The organism is Wolbachia endosymbiont of Bemisia tabaci, assembly GCF_003999585.1.
In the GTDB taxonomy this organism is placed as follows: domain Bacteria; phylum Pseudomonadota; class Alphaproteobacteria; order Rickettsiales; family Anaplasmataceae; genus Wolbachia.
Map to the genome: position 1 here is coordinate 399,016 of NZ_CP016430.1, position 15,465 is coordinate 414,480.

General features: G+C 34.5%; 15 protein-coding genes and 1 tRNA gene. 2 read left to right on the forward strand and 14 right to left on the reverse strand.

From position 1 onward, the window contains the following. Positions 1–155: 155 nt before the first annotated feature. The 10 genes from BBB02_RS06335 to BBB02_RS01820 all read right to left on the reverse strand — a co-directional run bounded on the left by BBB02_RS06335 (position 156) and on the right by BBB02_RS01820 (position 7,889). Entirely contained in the window at positions 156–650 is a 495-nt protein-coding gene (locus tag BBB02_RS06335) for an ankyrin repeat domain-containing protein (RefSeq protein WP_369689452.1), read from the reverse strand. Beyond that, the gene (locus BBB02_RS06340) at positions 647–949 is read right to left on the reverse strand and encodes an ankyrin repeat domain-containing protein (RefSeq protein WP_245970160.1); all 303 of its coding nucleotides are present in this window, start codon (positions 947–949) and stop codon (positions 647–649) included. Before BBB02_RS06340 ends, BBB02_RS06335 begins: the two co-directional genes overlap by 4 nt. Next, positions 919–1,086: an ankyrin repeat domain-containing protein gene (locus tag BBB02_RS06345; protein ID WP_245970161.1), complete on the reverse strand. Its 168-nt coding sequence runs from the start codon at positions 1,084–1,086 to the stop codon at positions 919–921. The genes BBB02_RS06340 and BBB02_RS06345 overlap by 31 nt, the downstream gene beginning before the upstream one ends. A 91-nt stretch (positions 1,087–1,177) precedes the next feature. Next, positions 1,178–1,957 carry an SDR family oxidoreductase gene (locus BBB02_RS01790; protein ID WP_127463778.1) on the reverse strand — a complete coding sequence of 260 codons (780 nt, stop codon included), beginning with the start codon at positions 1,955–1,957 and terminating at the stop codon, positions 1,178–1,180. Between the two features lie 5 nt (positions 1,958–1,962). Next, complete coding sequence (locus BBB02_RS01795) at positions 1,963–2,607, reverse strand: alpha/beta hydrolase (RefSeq protein WP_127463779.1); 645 nt, start codon at positions 2,605–2,607, stop codon at positions 1,963–1,965. Between the two features lie 89 nt (positions 2,608–2,696). Beyond that, positions 2,697–3,062 (reverse strand): hypothetical protein, encoded by a 366-nt coding sequence (locus BBB02_RS01800; protein WP_127463780.1) that lies wholly within the window; start codon positions 3,060–3,062, stop codon positions 2,697–2,699. Between the two features lie 94 nt (positions 3,063–3,156). Continuing rightward, complete coding sequence (locus BBB02_RS01805) at positions 3,157–4,944, reverse strand: aminopeptidase P family protein (protein WP_127463781.1); 1,788 nt, start codon at positions 4,942–4,944, stop codon at positions 3,157–3,159. A 1-nt stretch (position 4,945) separates the two neighbouring features. Further along, positions 4,946–6,994: a tRNA uridine-5-carboxymethylaminomethyl(34) synthesis enzyme MnmG gene (gene mnmG / locus BBB02_RS01810; protein ID WP_127463782.1), complete on the reverse strand. Its 2,049-nt coding sequence runs from the start codon at positions 6,992–6,994 to the stop codon at positions 4,946–4,948. A gap of 89 nt (positions 6,995–7,083) precedes the next feature. Then, a complete protein-coding gene (locus tag BBB02_RS01815) occupies positions 7,084–7,644 on the reverse strand; it encodes a hypothetical protein (RefSeq protein ID WP_127463783.1) in 561 nt (186 codons plus the stop codon). Positions 7,645–7,813: 169 nt separating this feature from the next. Then, positions 7,814–7,889 (reverse strand) — tRNA-His (locus BBB02_RS01820). 144 nt (positions 7,890–8,033) lie between these two features. Between BBB02_RS01820 and murJ the strand changes: the two genes are divergently transcribed. Together murJ and BBB02_RS01835 are read left to right on the forward strand one after the other, a co-directional pair. Next, positions 8,034–9,530 (forward strand): murein biosynthesis integral membrane protein MurJ, encoded by a 1,497-nt coding sequence (gene murJ / locus BBB02_RS01825; RefSeq protein WP_127463784.1) that lies wholly within the window; start codon positions 8,034–8,036, stop codon positions 9,528–9,530. A gap of 367 nt (positions 9,531–9,897) precedes the next feature. Then, entirely contained in the window at positions 9,898–12,381 is a 2,484-nt protein-coding gene (locus tag BBB02_RS01835) for an AsmA family protein (RefSeq protein ID WP_127463785.1), read from the forward strand. 69 nt (positions 12,382–12,450) lie between these two features. On the opposite strand, the gene BBB02_RS01840 is transcribed toward BBB02_RS01835, so the two are convergent. From BBB02_RS01840 to BBB02_RS01850, 4 genes are all read right to left on the reverse strand, one after another. Then, positions 12,451–12,900 (reverse strand): ankyrin repeat domain-containing protein, encoded by a 450-nt coding sequence (locus tag BBB02_RS01840; protein ID WP_127463786.1) that lies wholly within the window; start codon positions 12,898–12,900, stop codon positions 12,451–12,453. A 127-nt stretch (positions 12,901–13,027) separates the two neighbouring features. After that, positions 13,028–13,417: a hypothetical protein gene (locus BBB02_RS06350; RefSeq protein WP_245970162.1), complete on the reverse strand. Its 390-nt coding sequence runs from the start codon at positions 13,415–13,417 to the stop codon at positions 13,028–13,030. Next, the gene (locus BBB02_RS06355) at positions 13,342–13,920 is read right to left on the reverse strand and encodes an ankyrin repeat domain-containing protein (RefSeq protein WP_245970163.1); all 579 of its coding nucleotides are present in this window, start codon (positions 13,918–13,920) and stop codon (positions 13,342–13,344) included. Before BBB02_RS06355 ends, BBB02_RS06350 begins: the two co-directional genes overlap by 76 nt. 51 nt (positions 13,921–13,971) lie before the next feature. After that, the gene (locus BBB02_RS01850; protein WP_127463787.1) at positions 13,972–15,153 is read right to left on the reverse strand and encodes a phage portal protein; all 1,182 of its coding nucleotides are present in this window, start codon (positions 15,151–15,153) and stop codon (positions 13,972–13,974) included. Positions 15,154–15,465: the final 312 nt, after the last annotated feature.

Here is a 15,465-nt window from a genome sequence, read left to right on the forward strand (position 1 = left end):
CGTGACACTGGAATCCATGTAAATTTAACTGGACGCCAATGTCACAAACTAGTTTTCTCATCTATCTTATTTTGCTACTCTGCTGAACAGATACGTCAATTTTATCTACTGATGAGCTAGGTTTGTTGTTCTTCACATGTTGTGACAAAAGCTCCTTAACTCCTTTTTTCACAAGAAGTACTGAATTTGTATACTTTTTCAAGCATAAAAACTGTAGAGTTTTCAATTATCTCAGCTATTTGTAAAGGAGTATCTCCTGAATGGTTTTTAATATTAGCATCAGCTCCTTTTGCTAATAGTAATCTTGCTATTTCTTTGCGGCCTGTTATAGCTGCTATATGTAGAGGTGTATTGCCAATCTTATCGCCAATATTGACATTTATTATACTAAGTAATAACTCAACTATTTTCTTATGGCCATTCTTGATAGCTACACTTAAAGGATCTCTATCGACATTACAGCCATTGACCTTAGCACCATTATCAAGAAGCAACTTGACTACTGCTTCATGCCCATTCTGAGCAGCTAGATACAAGGGTGTGACATTATTTTTTTTATCTACTATGTTAACATCAGCATTTTTTGTGCTAATTAATAGTTCAACTATTTCAGTATGTCCGTTCTGAGAGGCTAAGTACAGAGCTGTTATACCAAATTCATTGTCTTTATAGCATCAATCTCAATTTCTTGAGTATTAAGTAACACCTTTACAACTTCTACAAGTCCATTTTGATCAGCAATATGTAAAGGTGTCTTACCATCAGTACAGTCTTTTATATTGGGATCAGCTCCCGCTTTAATTAACTCCTCTACTATAGCTTTGCTTTTAGCTACAACAGCAAAGTGTAAAACTGTACTGCCTTTAGTAGTTCTTGCATGAATATTAGCTTCTTTACTGATTAGTAACTTTACTACGTCTAAATGTCCTGAATAAACAGCAAAATGCAAGGCTGTAAATCCTTTTTTACCTTGATATTGATATCAGTTTTTACATCAAGTAATAACCTAACTTCATTTATGTTACCATTATAAGCGGCTTGATGTAATAGAATATTTTCAACCGGGAGCGATTGAGTGCTGAACATATTTACCTCTATATAATAGTATGCCTAGTGGTATTACATCAAAACAAGGAACATTCAAGAAAAATTTTTTGCATCTGGCAATCTATTTTCTCTATTCTAATATATACAAACTCTTTAAACCCAACTTGTAATTAGGATAAACTAGAGAGACACCAAGATCTTTTTTAATTTTAGTATTGCTTACTTTTTTTGACCCTAAATAAAAACCCCGTGCGTAATTTGGTACGGAAGAAATCTCAACTGGCTCTGGAGGACTAATATTGAGAAGTTCGGCTGCATACGTGACCACTTCAGATTGCGTAGCAGGTAAATCATCTGCACAATTGTATATCTCATAAGGCTTTATATTTTGCATGGAAGAAAATAAAATATTCGATATATCTTCAACATGAACACGAGAAAAAATTTTTTTCACATTTCTTGCTTTGCCAAGCTGCAGGTCAATTAGCGCATTTCTACCAGGACCATATATCCCAGCCAAACGAAAAATATGTACAGGCAATTTGCTACTTAGCCACTTCTTTTCAGACTCAAGGCGCTTTTCTCCTCTAATTTCTATAGGCTTTGTTTCAGATTCCTCATTCACCCAATTACCACAGTGGTCACCATAAACATTAGTTGCAGACAGATAACCAAGCCATTCAATATTCTCCAGACAATGACCGTATCTCTCCATAACATCATCACCGTCTGGAGGAATAGAAATTAAAACATGTGTTACGCTTTTAAGCAGATCTTGATCAACCTTTTCATAATCAAAAAGTTGTATATCTTTATTTCTTGATGTACCGTTAACTTTCCAGCCTAAATTTAGCAATTTTTTCGATAGAAATTTAGCTACATATCCGTAACCAAAGCAAAACAAGTGCATGGAAATTAATTTCCAAAATTCTTCTTGATAAACTCAACCCCTAACCTTATTCCTTCTTCATTAATAATATGGCCTAATCCATGAATTGGGTATCCTTGAGCGTTTACTCCATTTTCTTTCAGAGCTTTAACCGCTAAATCAAGGGAAGAAAAAGGTACCACATCATCAGCGTCACCATGAATAACACATATGCTGGGTTTTGATTTGATCTCCGGTGCAATTTTTGAAGGTGAAAGAAACCTACCAGAATATGCAACAACCGATGCACAAGACTGAAGCCGGGTAAGAGCCACATGTATTGCAAGCATTGCTCCTTGAGAAAATCCAACTAAAGAAAGCTGAGTATCTTTTAAATTAAGCTCCTTTAATTTTGTATCAATAAAATGATTTACAATTGATGCAGCATTTTTCACCCCATTATATAGTGCTTTTTCACTACGATCCTCTAAACTAAACCACTGATAACCATCACCTATTTCTCTCTCAAATGGAGCATTCGGTACCACAAAACATGAATCGGGTAAAAATTTGCTCATAACTTTAGCAAGATGAACGAAATTATCGCCACTTGAACCCCAACCATGAAAAAAAATAATCAAATTTTTCTTATTTCCATTTGGACAAATTTCTTGGCTTTTAAGTTCAATCATCTCTTCATCCCTTTATGTTTATATTTAACTCTATGGTAATACTAAATTTGAGCCTCACTACTGCTATAGCTCTTTGATATGAATAAATACTACTTAGCTTCAACTTTCTCTATCAATTTCTTGACCAAGCCTCTCAATCTTCTGCTGGAATCATCAAGCTCTTGAATTTGTGAAGGATCTTTTCCCATGAGCTCTTTGTGATTACTCTTTATGTAATCATACATTTCCTTCATCTGAGCAATCATCTTATTGATATCCATACCACCCATATCAGGTATCATGCTAGGCATATTTCCTTCTAGCATACCGCCAGCCATAAGTTGCTGAGACATTTGCATGAATGGCTTTAAGGTCTGTTGAACCAAATTAGGGTCGCTTGCCAATTTTTCTATTTGCTCTTTGCAAGTATCCATGTACTGCTTCATAAATTCATCATTTTGCACTTTATCTGTCATAATTACACCTATTTGAAACTAATATTATATATTGTTTTTAATTAAAAACAATACAAGAACAACTATATTAATACTTAATTAAATGACAAATTAACTATTTTAAAGGTTCACATACTCTCTTTAACCATTCCTTATCTTTTATGCCATTTTCTATATTTTTATAAACAAATTGGTGATAGCTATTTATCCATTTAATTTCATCTTCAGTAAGCATTTGTATATCTATTAGCTTTTTATCATAAGGAACAGAGGTCAATTGTTTAAAGATTAAGAAGCTATTTTCTTGCTTTTCAACATACATAAGATTTTCAATCCTTATTCCATACTTTCCTGGAATATAATAACCAGGCTCGTTAGAAAGTATCATGCCTGGAATGAGTTCCACTTTATTTCCTCTTGATATTGCTTGCGGTCCTTCGTGTACCGAAAGGTAACTTCCTACTCCATGTCCTGTACCGTGCATGTAATCCATTCCAAATTTCCATAAATGTATACGCGCTAATATGTCCAATTCTCCACCAGTAGTGCCAGAAGGAAAGACCGCACTTGCTATCGCAATGTGAGCTTTTAATACTATTGTGTAGTGAGCTCGTTGCTCATTGGTTGGACTACCAATTGCTATAGTTCTTGTAACATCGGTTGTGCCATCAAGGTACTGACCACCAGAGTCAATTAAATACAGTCCATCTTCTTGAATGACTTTATTTGTCTTATTGCTTGCACGGTAATGAATGATTGCTCCATTCTCGTTGAATGCTGAAATTGTTGGAAAACTCGGTTGCTTAAACAAATTCTGCTCTTTTCTGTATTCTAAAATTTTTGCTTCAGCTTCAAGCTCAGTAATTTCACTGTCAATAAGCCAATATAGAAAATTTATAACTGCTACTCCATCTTTGATGTGCGCACTTATAGCTCCAGTTATTTCAGTTTGATTTTTTACTGCTTTGTGAATCAAACAAGGATCCTCCTTCTCAATTATCTGCTTATTTTCTATTAGACCTCTTTCATTACTTATTGTCATCCCAGTTCTTGACACCGGGATCCATGCTTTTTTATTTCTGGTCAAGCACTGGAATGACACCGAAGCTGATTTTTCATTTAAATAATGGTTATACAAGGGATCTATTGCATTCATAATGCTCATTGGAGTTGTGCTTGGATCTATCACCACCAAATTTAACTTATGTAGTGAATTTTCTAGCTCACTAATATCAAAAACATTTATATGGTTATCAAAATTTGCTTCTATAGTTGAATGTTCTTTATCTTGAATAAATAAATCAACATTGGCATTTTTATACAATATAGCACGACCCAATATACAAGGAGTATATTCAGCACTTTCATTTCTTAAATTTAGCAGCCATGAAATTGAATTTGGATCAGTCAGAATCACTGCTTCAGCCTCTATGTTTTTAGCTACTCTTTCACATTTATCCTTACCACTCTCACCAGATACATGTGAAACTATTGTTTGTGCTTTATGACTACTATCTTTTTTAATTAAGTATGGTACTAGTTTACAAATGCCTTCATATTTTCTTATGTCCTTCATAGTAAAATATTGCGGATAGTAACCCAGTGAGGTAGTCAATGTTAAGTTTGCTTTTACCCATTTGTGTGGATCCTCTTCTTGTATATTATATACTCGAAAACTGCCCTGATCGAGCTGACTGCGAGCTTGTGTGATATAGCGTCCATCTGTAAAAAATGGGCACTTATTACTCTTTGTAACGATAAGTAGCCCATTTGTTCCCGTGAAGCCACATAACTCTGCTAACTCTTTTGAATATTCATTTAAATACTCGTCTTTAGTATGCAACATAAATGCATCAACATTTATTTCGTGCATAAAAGAGCGAAATTCTTCGATTTTTGACATGTTACGCAGAATTAGCAGCTATTTTCGTTTTCTTATTCCTAAGGTACACTAATATGCTAACTATCGCTGCTGGAGTTATGCCTTGTATTTGCTTCGCAATACCAATTGTTGCTGGCTTTATTGACTGCAACTTTTCTATCACTTCAGTTGACAAGCCTTTAATCTGTGAGTAGTTGAAATTAGTTGGAATTTGAGTATTAACTTCCTCTTGTAGAAACTTCATATCTGCTTCTTGTCTTACTAAATAAGGCTTGTATTTTGCTTCAATTGCAACTGCTTCATATATTTCATTCTTGGCTATGCTATCAGTTATAGTGTTATTCCAGCACATGACGCTGGAATCTACATTTTTTTCAGTGTCAACTGCATCCATTCTATCATCATTCAAGTACTGGATTCCAGTGTCAGCTACTTGGATGACAGGAAGAGGTGCTTTGGTGTTATGCAAGTAGCTGACACTGGAACCCATGTTTAACTCTGGCCATATTTCTCGTAATTTATTCCAGTCAATATTTGGATAACCGAGCAAATCTAATGCTGTTTTTCTTATTCCATCATAAGATATTTTAATGCCATAGGACCTGAGCTGCTCAGGAGTAATTGTTAGGCTCTCTAATTTCTCCTCAAGTTGCTTAATGGATTTAAGTTTACCCTGCAAAACAGAGTATCTCTCATGCGATACAAGGGAAATATCATAACCTTTTTGTGTCAATCTTCTATCTGCATTATCTGACCTGATTGCCAGTCTATATTCTGCACGCGAGGTAAATAATCTGTAAGGCTCGGCAATTCCCTTAGTGACCAAGTCGTCTATCATTACACCGATATATGAGTCTGTACGATGAAGAACAAAACTTTTTTGAGATAAAGAGAGTGCTGCATTGATTCCGGCAATAATTCCCTGCCCGGCTGCTTCTTCATATCCAGTGGTACCATTAATTTGACCAGCAAAATATAGTCCTTTAATTTTCTTAGTTTCGAGAGTATGAAATAGCTTTCGTGGATCGATATAATCGTATTCAACTGCATATCCAGGTCTTAATATTTCTGCATTTTCAAGCCCTTTTATACTCTTTATCATTTCATACTGCACTTCGATGGGCAATGAATTTGAAATTCCATTTGGATATATAGTGTTATCATCAATCCCTTCTGGTTCTAGAAATATTTGGTGATTATTTTTTTCTGCAAATTTTTTAACTTTAGTTTCAATTGATGGGCAGTATCTTGGTGCAATAACGTTATCTAAATATGAAGAAGCTGATCTGTGAAGATTCTCTCGAATTACTCTGTGTGTATGTTCATTAGTATGAGTAATAAAACATGAAACCTGAGGCTGGTTAATTTTCTCTGTAAGATAAGAAAATGGTGTAGGTGGATTGTCACCCACTTGTTCTTGTAATACCGACCAGTTTATAGTGCCACGATCAAGCCTCGGTGGAGTTCCGGTACGTAATCTGCCCAGTTTAAAATCATACTTCTTTAGCGTGTTTGCAAGCTCTATTGCAGGTTTATCTCCCATTCTTCCAGAAGGAGTTGTTTGCTCTCCTATATGAATCACACCACGTAAAAAAGTCCCTGTAGTCAAAACAACTCTGCTTGTCAGTATACGTTCACCTGAGTCTGTTATTACAGCTTTTATATAAGATTCTCCATTGCTATCACTTTCGATAAGAAAATCGTCAACTGACTCTTCTTTTACTGTCAAGTTGTTATAATTTAGAATAATTTCCTGTATTGCTTTTTTGTATAATTTTCGGTCTGCCTGTGCACGTGGGCCCCATACCGCTGCGCCTCTGCTGCCATTTAAAACGACCGAGTGTATGCTTGCTCGGTCGATAGCTCTCCCCATTATTCCATCAAGGGCGTCTACTTCTCTAACTACAACACCCTTTGCAACTCCTCCAATTGCTGGATTACAAGACATCTCTCCTATAGTTGAAATTTTGTGAGTTATAAGTAGTGTGTTTGCACCAAGGCGAGCTGCAGCTGTAGCTGCTTCACACCCGGCATGACCGCCACCTACTACCACTACATCGTACTTATGCATCTTCTTGAGTAATTCCTACTCTATAATATTCCAACTATCAGTGATTGATGTCAAATTTTACAGATTACAACATTGCACACTAACTTAGCTCAAACTGTCGTCTCTCTCGCAGAAAAAACTTTTTCAACTTTGGGAAAGATGATACTTTTATTAACTTCTTCTTCCGGAAAGGTAATACATTCATACACTTCTTCTTCCTGAGATATTTTGACATATGTAGAATCTGTAATCGAAATTGCACTTACTGCAGATTTAATTGGTGTTTCATCTACACAATGCACTATAGCTACAGTTGCAAAAAGCCCTAAAATCGGTGCTATCAGCCCTATCATTCCACTTATTAATGTAAATCCTATTTTTGGATTAGGAAAAATAGCAGCTATGCTTCCAGCAAGTATAACTCCAATTATAGCACTTGCAGATATAGTAATACTCAAAAGAATTGCTGCTTTTTCATGCTTTTCCCCAACAGGATCTCTTTTGCAAAACTTATATAGCAAACATGCTACGTGAAAAACCGCAATCAATGCTGGAGCTATACAACCAGCAATTCCACCTATGGCTAAAGGTGATGAAGTGTCAAAATTTAACCACCAAGCTAATATTCCTAGTGCTGACACTATACTATAAGTTAACAAACAAATATACATACAATCCCCTCGCTAATTAAGAAAATGCCATTTTACTCTGAATCATAAACTACTCTCTTCACTCTCAGCCATCTAAGCAGCACATTGGAGTGACAAAAAATGCTACCGGCAAATAATGACTTTGCAAAAATAGAGAATGTTTATATTTATGTAAAGTGGAAATTTTTAGTGGGGCGAGCGACCAGGATTGAACTGGCGACATTCAGTACCACAAACTGACGCTCTACCAACTGAGCTACGCCCGCCAAGATATAAGATTTCTAACACACAAGCATAAATAGTCAATTAATTATTTAAGCTACCTACTTTTGCATAGAGTTTTAAGTTTAGCGAATAAACATTTTCATTTATGCTTTTAGCATTATAGTTAATCGTATTGACACCGTGATATGTTTAAAAGTATTTTCACATTTAGTTTTTTTACAGCTATTTCAAGAATTTTAGGGCTAATAAGAGATGTATTGATTGCTACGGTTATTGGTGCAACCTCTCTTGCAGATATATTCTTTTCCTCGTTTCGCTTTGCTAATTTATTTCGATCGTTTTTTGCAGAGGGAGCATTTACTACCTCATTCATACCATTATACTCTGCAGAGTCATATGATAATAAAAAGGCATTTAATTTCGCAAGTAGTGTAATATCCATTACGTTTATTATTCTAGTAATTTTTTGCCTTATCACACAAACCTTCTTCCCTTACATGATCAAAATCTTCACTCCTGGATTTGACCAAAATAAATTTACCTTTACTGTAACTTTGTCGAAAATTATGATGCCCTACATAATCTTCGTGTCAATCGCATCACTTATTGGTGGAATGTTGCAAGTAAAACAGCATTTTGCTTCAACAGCTATTTCACCAATCATTTTGAACCTCTGTTTAATCATCAGTTTGTTTTTACCTTACATTGAAACACCGGCTCATAACCTTTCTATAGCTGTCCTGATTGGAGGGATTTTGCAGCTACTTTTAATAATATTTACTGCATACAAATTAAAGGCTTTCTTTTCTTTTAGTTTAGAATTAAGTAACAAAGTAAAGTTATTTTTTAAACGTGTGATACCTGCAATTATCAACAATTGTGTAATACAAATAAGTGTATGGATTGACACAATCATGGCGAGTTTTATACCAAATGCAGTTTCTTATATATATTATGCCGATAGACTAAATCAACTACCGCAAGGAGTAATTGGCACTGCAATTGGTACAGTACTTCTTCCTCTGATTTCAAAACGAATAAATGATACTGAGAATATAGTCAAAATACAGAACAAGGCCCTTAATATAGGGTTAATATTAATTATGCCAATAACTGCTGCTTTTATCATTATTCCTGACATAATTTTACTTACGCTTTTTTCTTACGGCCGATTTGATTATTATGCAGTGCAGCAAACTGTTCCTACATTAGTAGCATTTTCTCTTTCTTTACCCGCATTTATTATAAATAAAGTATTGCTACCCACATTCTTTGCTAGGGGAAAGCTAAAAATACCAACTATGTTCTCATTAACGTGCCTTGGAATTAATGTAATACTAAATCTAATATTAATGAACAAATACCAACATATAGGAATTGCTATTGCTACTTCCATTTCCACTTGGATAAATTCTATTTTATTGATTAATTATTTAACAATAAATAAGATGTATAAGATTAGCCAAGCATTATTACTAAATATTGTAAAAATTCTCACTGCAACATTGGTTATGTCAATAGTTCTTTATCTCTCTAATTACTTATCAGCAGGGTTGTTTTTCGATAGAGGGCTAGCTCGTATTGTTTATTTAGTAACTTTAATAGCTTTGAGTGTTATTATTTATTCTAGCACTCTTTACCTAATTTTTAGAGGAAATTTGAATAATTTGAAGTATGTATAAATTACACCCTTTGTATTGCTATATGTCATTTCAGCTACTATTCCAATATCCACTCCTTTCATCCCATAACCTATTCCTGTCATCCCAGTGCTCGACACTGGGATCCAGAAATTTTGTTGATTATATAATCTGGAAAACCTTATTTAAGTCACACTGGATCACAGTGTCACACACACAACTGTATGAGTGTTGTGGTTTGAGAGCAATTTCCACTGGGAACCCAGTGCTCATCAGACCAGCTTCTCATGTAAAAATGCTGTGTTTTAACATAAGAATAGCTACTTTTTTGCTAATTAACTTAATGTCTAATCAAATTTCCTGGATCCCATGACAAGAAGAGAAGGGATGCTGGAATGAGAGGTCTATTATGAAACTTTCTTTATACGCCATATCATCAATCTTGTTTCTATTAATTCTCATGCACGTTGCTGCAACTTTTAAGGATTGGAGTGGCTACAGAGAATATATCGTAAAAGAGTTAGAGAAGACGTATGATGCTAAAGTACATGTTGGAGGAAAAATTGAAGTTTCGCTCATTACTCCAAAACTTACTATTCACAATGTATATGTACAATATAACAAAAACAAGGAACAAAAATTATCAGATTTAATTAGTGCAAAAAAAATTGAAATAAGGCTTTCATTTTCATTGCAACCAAAGTCAATCTCATTTTTGGGCATGAAAAGCAACAAAGAAAATTTACTTAATATTATAAATACGAAAGCCAATGATAATATAGTTGATATATTAATAAAGGACAGCCAAATAAGTTTTAACGCCGATACTATTAACATCAAGGAAGTTGCTATAAAAAAAAATAAGCAGTTTTTTGGTGAAGTACAGATTGGTGACAACAATTACGATTTTTCTGGAAAGGTTAATGTCACAAAAAATAATGTACACATTAGTATTGATTCAAATTTTGCAAATTTGCTATTTAAAGGTAATAGAAATCAAGAAGAGCTCAAGGGCAATTTAGTATTGACGATTAATAATAATTCTGATTCTATGAGCGACTTGGCAAAAATCATTAATCTTAGCTTCCTTTCTTATGTAATTCCCAGCGAAAATATTGAGATATCATCCAATATCAATCTCAATGAAAGCGAGTTTACGGCAACTGATTTAAAAATTGAGTCCAAAAGCATGCAAGGCACTGGTATAATACAAAATGATAGAAAAAGTGATCATACTAATATCAATATTAGTTTTAGTAAAGTCGACCTAAAAAACGGCTCACACAAAACAACAGATATGAAGGGTCTTTTAGAATCTTTTAGAGAGGTTGTGCCAAAGAACCTGAGCTTGGATTTTAATATGGAAGCTTCAAATATCCAATATCAAAACAGGATATTGGACAAATTTCATGCTACGCTAAAATTTGCTAATGGCGAAATAAACGTTGATACTCTTCTTCAATTTCCTGGAACCAATAATATATCTCGCTTATCAGGAAGAGTTTCAAACAATGGCAACTTGTCTGAATTTAATGGTGATATATTGATAAAGGGTGAGTCGTTCATTTCACATATTTTACCTTCTATCAAGATGCAAGAAAGAGAGAAAAGTCAATTTACAGCAAGTTCTAAACTATATTTAGCACCTAGAATATTATCTCTTTCAGATATCAGATTGCTAAATAACAAAGAATCTTGGCAAGGATCAATTAAGGTAAATCACACAAAAAAACACAATATGATCGATAGCAAATTTAGCATACATAACATTAATATAGATAAATATGATTATTCATTATTCAGCAAAGTGCAATGGCTGAAAAATCTTAAATATGATGTAAATATAAGAACTAGTGTTAAAGATTCTATATTCAATGGTACAAAAATTGAAGATTTGGATTTTTCATTAAAAATACAAGAGAACAAGCTAGTTGCAGATAAAATAAAGTTATTCGGAGAAGATTTCGACATTACCGGTAGTGTAAAAATATTAGTGGATCAAAAATACACTAAGCCTTTATTAGACGTAAACTTTACAGGTAATAAATTTAATGGAAATATCTTTAAATTACCAAAACTATTAGAGGTAAAAAGAAACTCAAGAAATGAAATAAATCAAATTCAATGGTCAACAAAGCAGCTTAATTTTTTAGATGAGAAAGGAGATTTTGATGCAAATGTGCAAATCAAAACTACAGAATTTAAAATTGGGCAAAACGTCTTAAAAGATTTTAACTTGGATACAGTGATAAGAAAAAGCACTATCACTATCAAACAGATAAGTTACATACTAGAACATGGACAAATGTTTTTTCAGGGTTATCTAAAAGCAGGCTCAATTCACACAAAATTTTCTATTGCAAATTTAGACACCAAGGAAGTTATAGGAGTTAATAACATAAATGGCAAGATAAGCTTAAGTGGTGAAATCAAAACTCAAGGGACAAGCTTTGATGATTGGGCTAGTAACTTATCAGGAAATGTAGACTTTCAAGCACAGAAAATAGAGTTTACTAATGTGGATTTTAATTCATTCATCACTAATTTGTTAAACAGTAAGAATAAACCTGAAATTTCCAAGCTTGCTTACGTTGATATATATAATGGCAGTACGCTTTTTGAAAATATTAGTGGAAAAGTAAGTATCAAAAATGGTATATGTTCAACTAGTTCACAGTTTAGTATCGATCAAGCATCAGGTTCTATCTCTTCTAATTTAATCTTATCTAAGTTCTCCTTAACTTCTATATTCTTCAGACTTTTTTTCATACTACCAAACCATAACAGCCCTCTTTATATCGAGGCACACTTAGATGGCCCTATTTGGCTCCCTAAGATGAGTTTTGACGTAGATCAAATTTTTACCACTTTAGTTAGCAAGAAAAATAGTTAATTCTTTTAGATGCAGGATTTAAGAGACTATCTATATTCAAATTAGACCTTAGTAAAAGATGTTCTACTCTCACCAATGATAAGACTGATTGATTGTTTGTACATTCTCAATGCTTGCGTCGCTGCAGCTTGTGCTTGGACTTTCTGTATCTCCAAGCAATAACTGTGTTATCTCCCTATAGTCTTCGCGAACAGATAAATGTAAAACAGTAACACAAGAATTACTTGATGTATTAATATCTGCTCCTTTTTCAAGCAATAATTTTACCATACTTGTGTGGCCTGAACGAACAGCATAGTATAAAGGAGTATAACCGAAACGATTTTTTATATCAATAACTGCTCCTTTTTTAAGCAATAATTTCACTTGCTCTAAGCGATTTCTTTTAGCAGCGTAATGTAAAGGAGTTTCACCATTACGATCTGCTGCATTAACATTCGCTTTGCATGTCGATAACAATTCTATATGAGGAAGAGTAAATCGAGAATTACTTACTGAATTTCCTTGTTCTTGATACATAAAATACCCCCAGTTTATTACAGCTTAGTATAAATATCTACACTATATAAACATCAATTCAACTTATCATCAGGGTAATGGTAAAACTTTCTCCTTTTATAATGAGCATAGGCCTGTGTACATTACTCTAATTATGAGCTTGAGCAGCTGCTTGAAGTTGTTCAGCACTTGGATTATCCAAATTCCGACTTGGAAATGCCTCTATAATGTTCTTTAACTCTTTATCTGTTAAGTGATAAGTTACTTCGTCAAAAACTTGATGTAACACCCACAAATTAGAATTCTCTATAGCTGCTTTACTTTTATCCAATAAACCCCTTCTGTCCGATGCCTTATCAAATTGGCTTACTATCGTATTAACGTGTTCAGGAAATTCTGATATATACTCCAATGCGTCAGAACACCTTATTTCATCATATTCTCTACCAGAAAAATAACCTGCTAATTTATTCTCATCAGTCTCTCGCAGAAACTGATATAATGATATAGTGCTGTTACTAAGTTTAACGTCCTCCATCCTCTTCTCATAAGAATCCCAAAATTCGGACAATTCACTATTGTTAACAATACACTCTGGTTCGTTGTAATACCACTATGTATCACAGCATATGCAATTATAGTTCTTACTACCATCAGTTTATCGCAATACCCTATGTGGTAATCATCACTAGCTACAATAGATAAAGGAGTCCTTCCTTTCTTGTCCACTGCATTAACATTTGCTCCTCTATCAAGCAGCAATTCTGCTACCTCCACCTTGCCACTTTTAACTGCAGTATGTAAAGGAGTCCACTTTCGCCTTTCTACTGCATTAACATTTGCCCCTTTATTAAGCAGCAACTCTGCTACTTCCTTATGACCATACCTAACTGCAATATGTAAAGGAGTCTCCTTTTGCACAGTTGTTACTGCATTAATATTTGCTCCAGCTTCTATCAACTCCGTAATCTGCTGTATATTCTCTCCTTTAGAAGAATTCATTAATAGTTCATCCAATTCTCTTTGTTCCCTTTCATTCATAATTTACCCCACAATTTCATTGTAGTTAATTTAATATGCAAAAAAATAATATCAACCCAATTTATCACCACCGGGTAACGGTGGCAAGCCAAAAGCTTCTCTTTTTTCATTAAGTGTCATGAAGCTTGCGTTTTCCACGTATTTCCACATCTTTTGTCTTTTTTCCATTAGAATTTCTATCGCGTCTTTATCATATGACAAACATAAATCTTTGCCAAACTTGGACACTAGCCAAGAATTTAAGTGACAAATAATATTTTCTAGCGTTGGTAAAATCGTCTGTTCCCAAAGGGAAAGACGTGCTTCGATCAAATTGCTATAAGTATTATCACCTGGTATGCCAAGCAACTGCGGCGGAACGCCAAAAGCTAGCGCAATATCACGAGCTGAGCTATGTTTTGACTCAATAAAATCCATATCCCTCGGTGATAAGCTCATTTCCTTCCACTCTAGGCCCCCTTCAAGCAATATAGGTCTTCCAGCAGCGTTGACAGGACCTGAATAATGATCATTTATCTGCGCTTTTAAGCGTTGGTACTGCTCTTGACTTAAGTTTCCAACGCTTCCATCCTTTTCTGATTTCACAACTATTGCACCACTTGGTCTTGCTCCATTTTGCAGCATTGCCTGATTCCAAGCACCAGCCTGATTATGCTGATCTATACTATATGCAGCTGCCTCAATTGGTGAAAGTCCATACCAATCATTCAAAGGGTTAAAGGTTTTAAGATGCAGTACTGTTGAACGCCCAGTCAATTTATCAACTTTAAAGTCATAACTGTTGTTATTTACGGTGTAACGATAGGCATAAGGAACGTTACTTCTCCCCGGAACAATTTCAACTCTATCAGGGCGCAGAAGATAAAGCTCTGTTGTTGGTTTGTTCTGCGCCTCAATCATCAATACATAAGAATTGCCGTTAACTAATCGATAAGTCACAATCCCCTCAATAAATTCCGATTTTGATGTCATTGGATTAGGAGAATAAAGTAACTTCAGTAATGGATGCGCTTTTAGTTGTGATTTTCCCTGATCAGTAATCTGGCAGAGAGTAAAAGGTACCGAAGATGCAGCACTTGCGATCATATTAATTGCTCGAAAGGCAATGACATTTTTTATGTAGCCTTCCTCAGCAAAACTTGCATAATCGCGCCTACTCCAACTTGGTTCCATCATTAGTTGCAAAGCAGAGTATTCACTGCTTTTCTTTCTTTGAAAAATGTTAAAATTCATATGTGCCTCCTGAAAATTTTGTTAAAAATTTGAAATTGTAGTTGAATTATATCAATTAGTGTTACAAGAATGAGGAGAGTAGACCAGCGGAACTTCCCCACCAGTCTCTCGCAGAACTGTACGGAAACCTCTCGGTTTATACAGCTCCCATTATTTAGCCCTTTGATCCTAACCCAAGTGTCCAATGATAGAAAATATTTGGAGACCTCTTTCTCACTTTCCCAGTGCTTGACACTGGGATCCAATTTTTCATACAATCTAGTCAAAGACGTTCTTTTTAGCGTAAAGCAACTATGCTTACCAGTTCAGTGT

What these genes read in the sequence shown, in the direction of transcription:
- murJ (WP_127463784.1), top strand. Translation starts at nt 8,034, where the DNA reads ATGTTTAAAAGTATTTTCACATTTAGTTTTTTTACAGCTATTTCAAGA.
- mnmG (WP_127463782.1), bottom strand. Translation starts at nt 6,994, where the DNA reads ATGCATAAGTACGATGTAGTGGTAGTAGGTGGCGGTCATGCCGGGTGT.
- BBB02_RS01805 (WP_127463781.1), bottom strand. Translation starts at nt 4,944, where the DNA reads ATGTCAAAAATCGAAGAATTTCGCTCTTTTATGCACGAAATAAATGTT.
- BBB02_RS01790 (WP_127463778.1), bottom strand. Translation starts at nt 1,957, where the DNA reads ATGCACTTGTTTTGCTTTGGTTACGGATATGTAGCTAAATTTCTATCG.
- BBB02_RS01840 (WP_127463786.1), bottom strand. Translation starts at nt 12,900, where the DNA reads ATGTATCAAGAACAAGGAAATTCAGTAAGTAATTCTCGATTTACTCTT.
- BBB02_RS06355 (WP_245970163.1), bottom strand. Translation starts at nt 13,920, where the DNA reads ATGAATGAAAGGGAACAAAGAGAATTGGATGAACTATTAATGAATTCT.
- BBB02_RS01835 (WP_127463785.1), top strand. Translation starts at nt 9,898, where the DNA reads ATGAAACTTTCTTTATACGCCATATCATCAATCTTGTTTCTATTAATT.
- BBB02_RS01850 (WP_127463787.1), bottom strand. Translation starts at nt 15,153, where the DNA reads ATGAATTTTAACATTTTTCAAAGAAAGAAAAGCAGTGAATACTCTGCT.
- BBB02_RS06345 (WP_245970161.1), bottom strand. Translation starts at nt 1,086, where the DNA reads ATGTTCAGCACTCAATCGCTCCCGGTTGAAAATATTCTATTACATCAA.
- BBB02_RS01815 (WP_127463783.1), bottom strand. Translation starts at nt 7,644, where the DNA reads ATGTATATTTGTTTGTTAACTTATAGTATAGTGTCAGCACTAGGAATA.
- BBB02_RS01800 (WP_127463780.1), bottom strand. Translation starts at nt 3,062, where the DNA reads ATGACAGATAAAGTGCAAAATGATGAATTTATGAAGCAGTACATGGAT.
- BBB02_RS06350 (WP_245970162.1), bottom strand. Translation starts at nt 13,417, where the DNA reads ATGGAGGACGTTAAACTTAGTAACAGCACTATATCATTATATCAGTTT.
- BBB02_RS01795 (WP_127463779.1), bottom strand. Translation starts at nt 2,607, where the DNA reads ATGATTGAACTTAAAAGCCAAGAAATTTGTCCAAATGGAAATAAGAAA.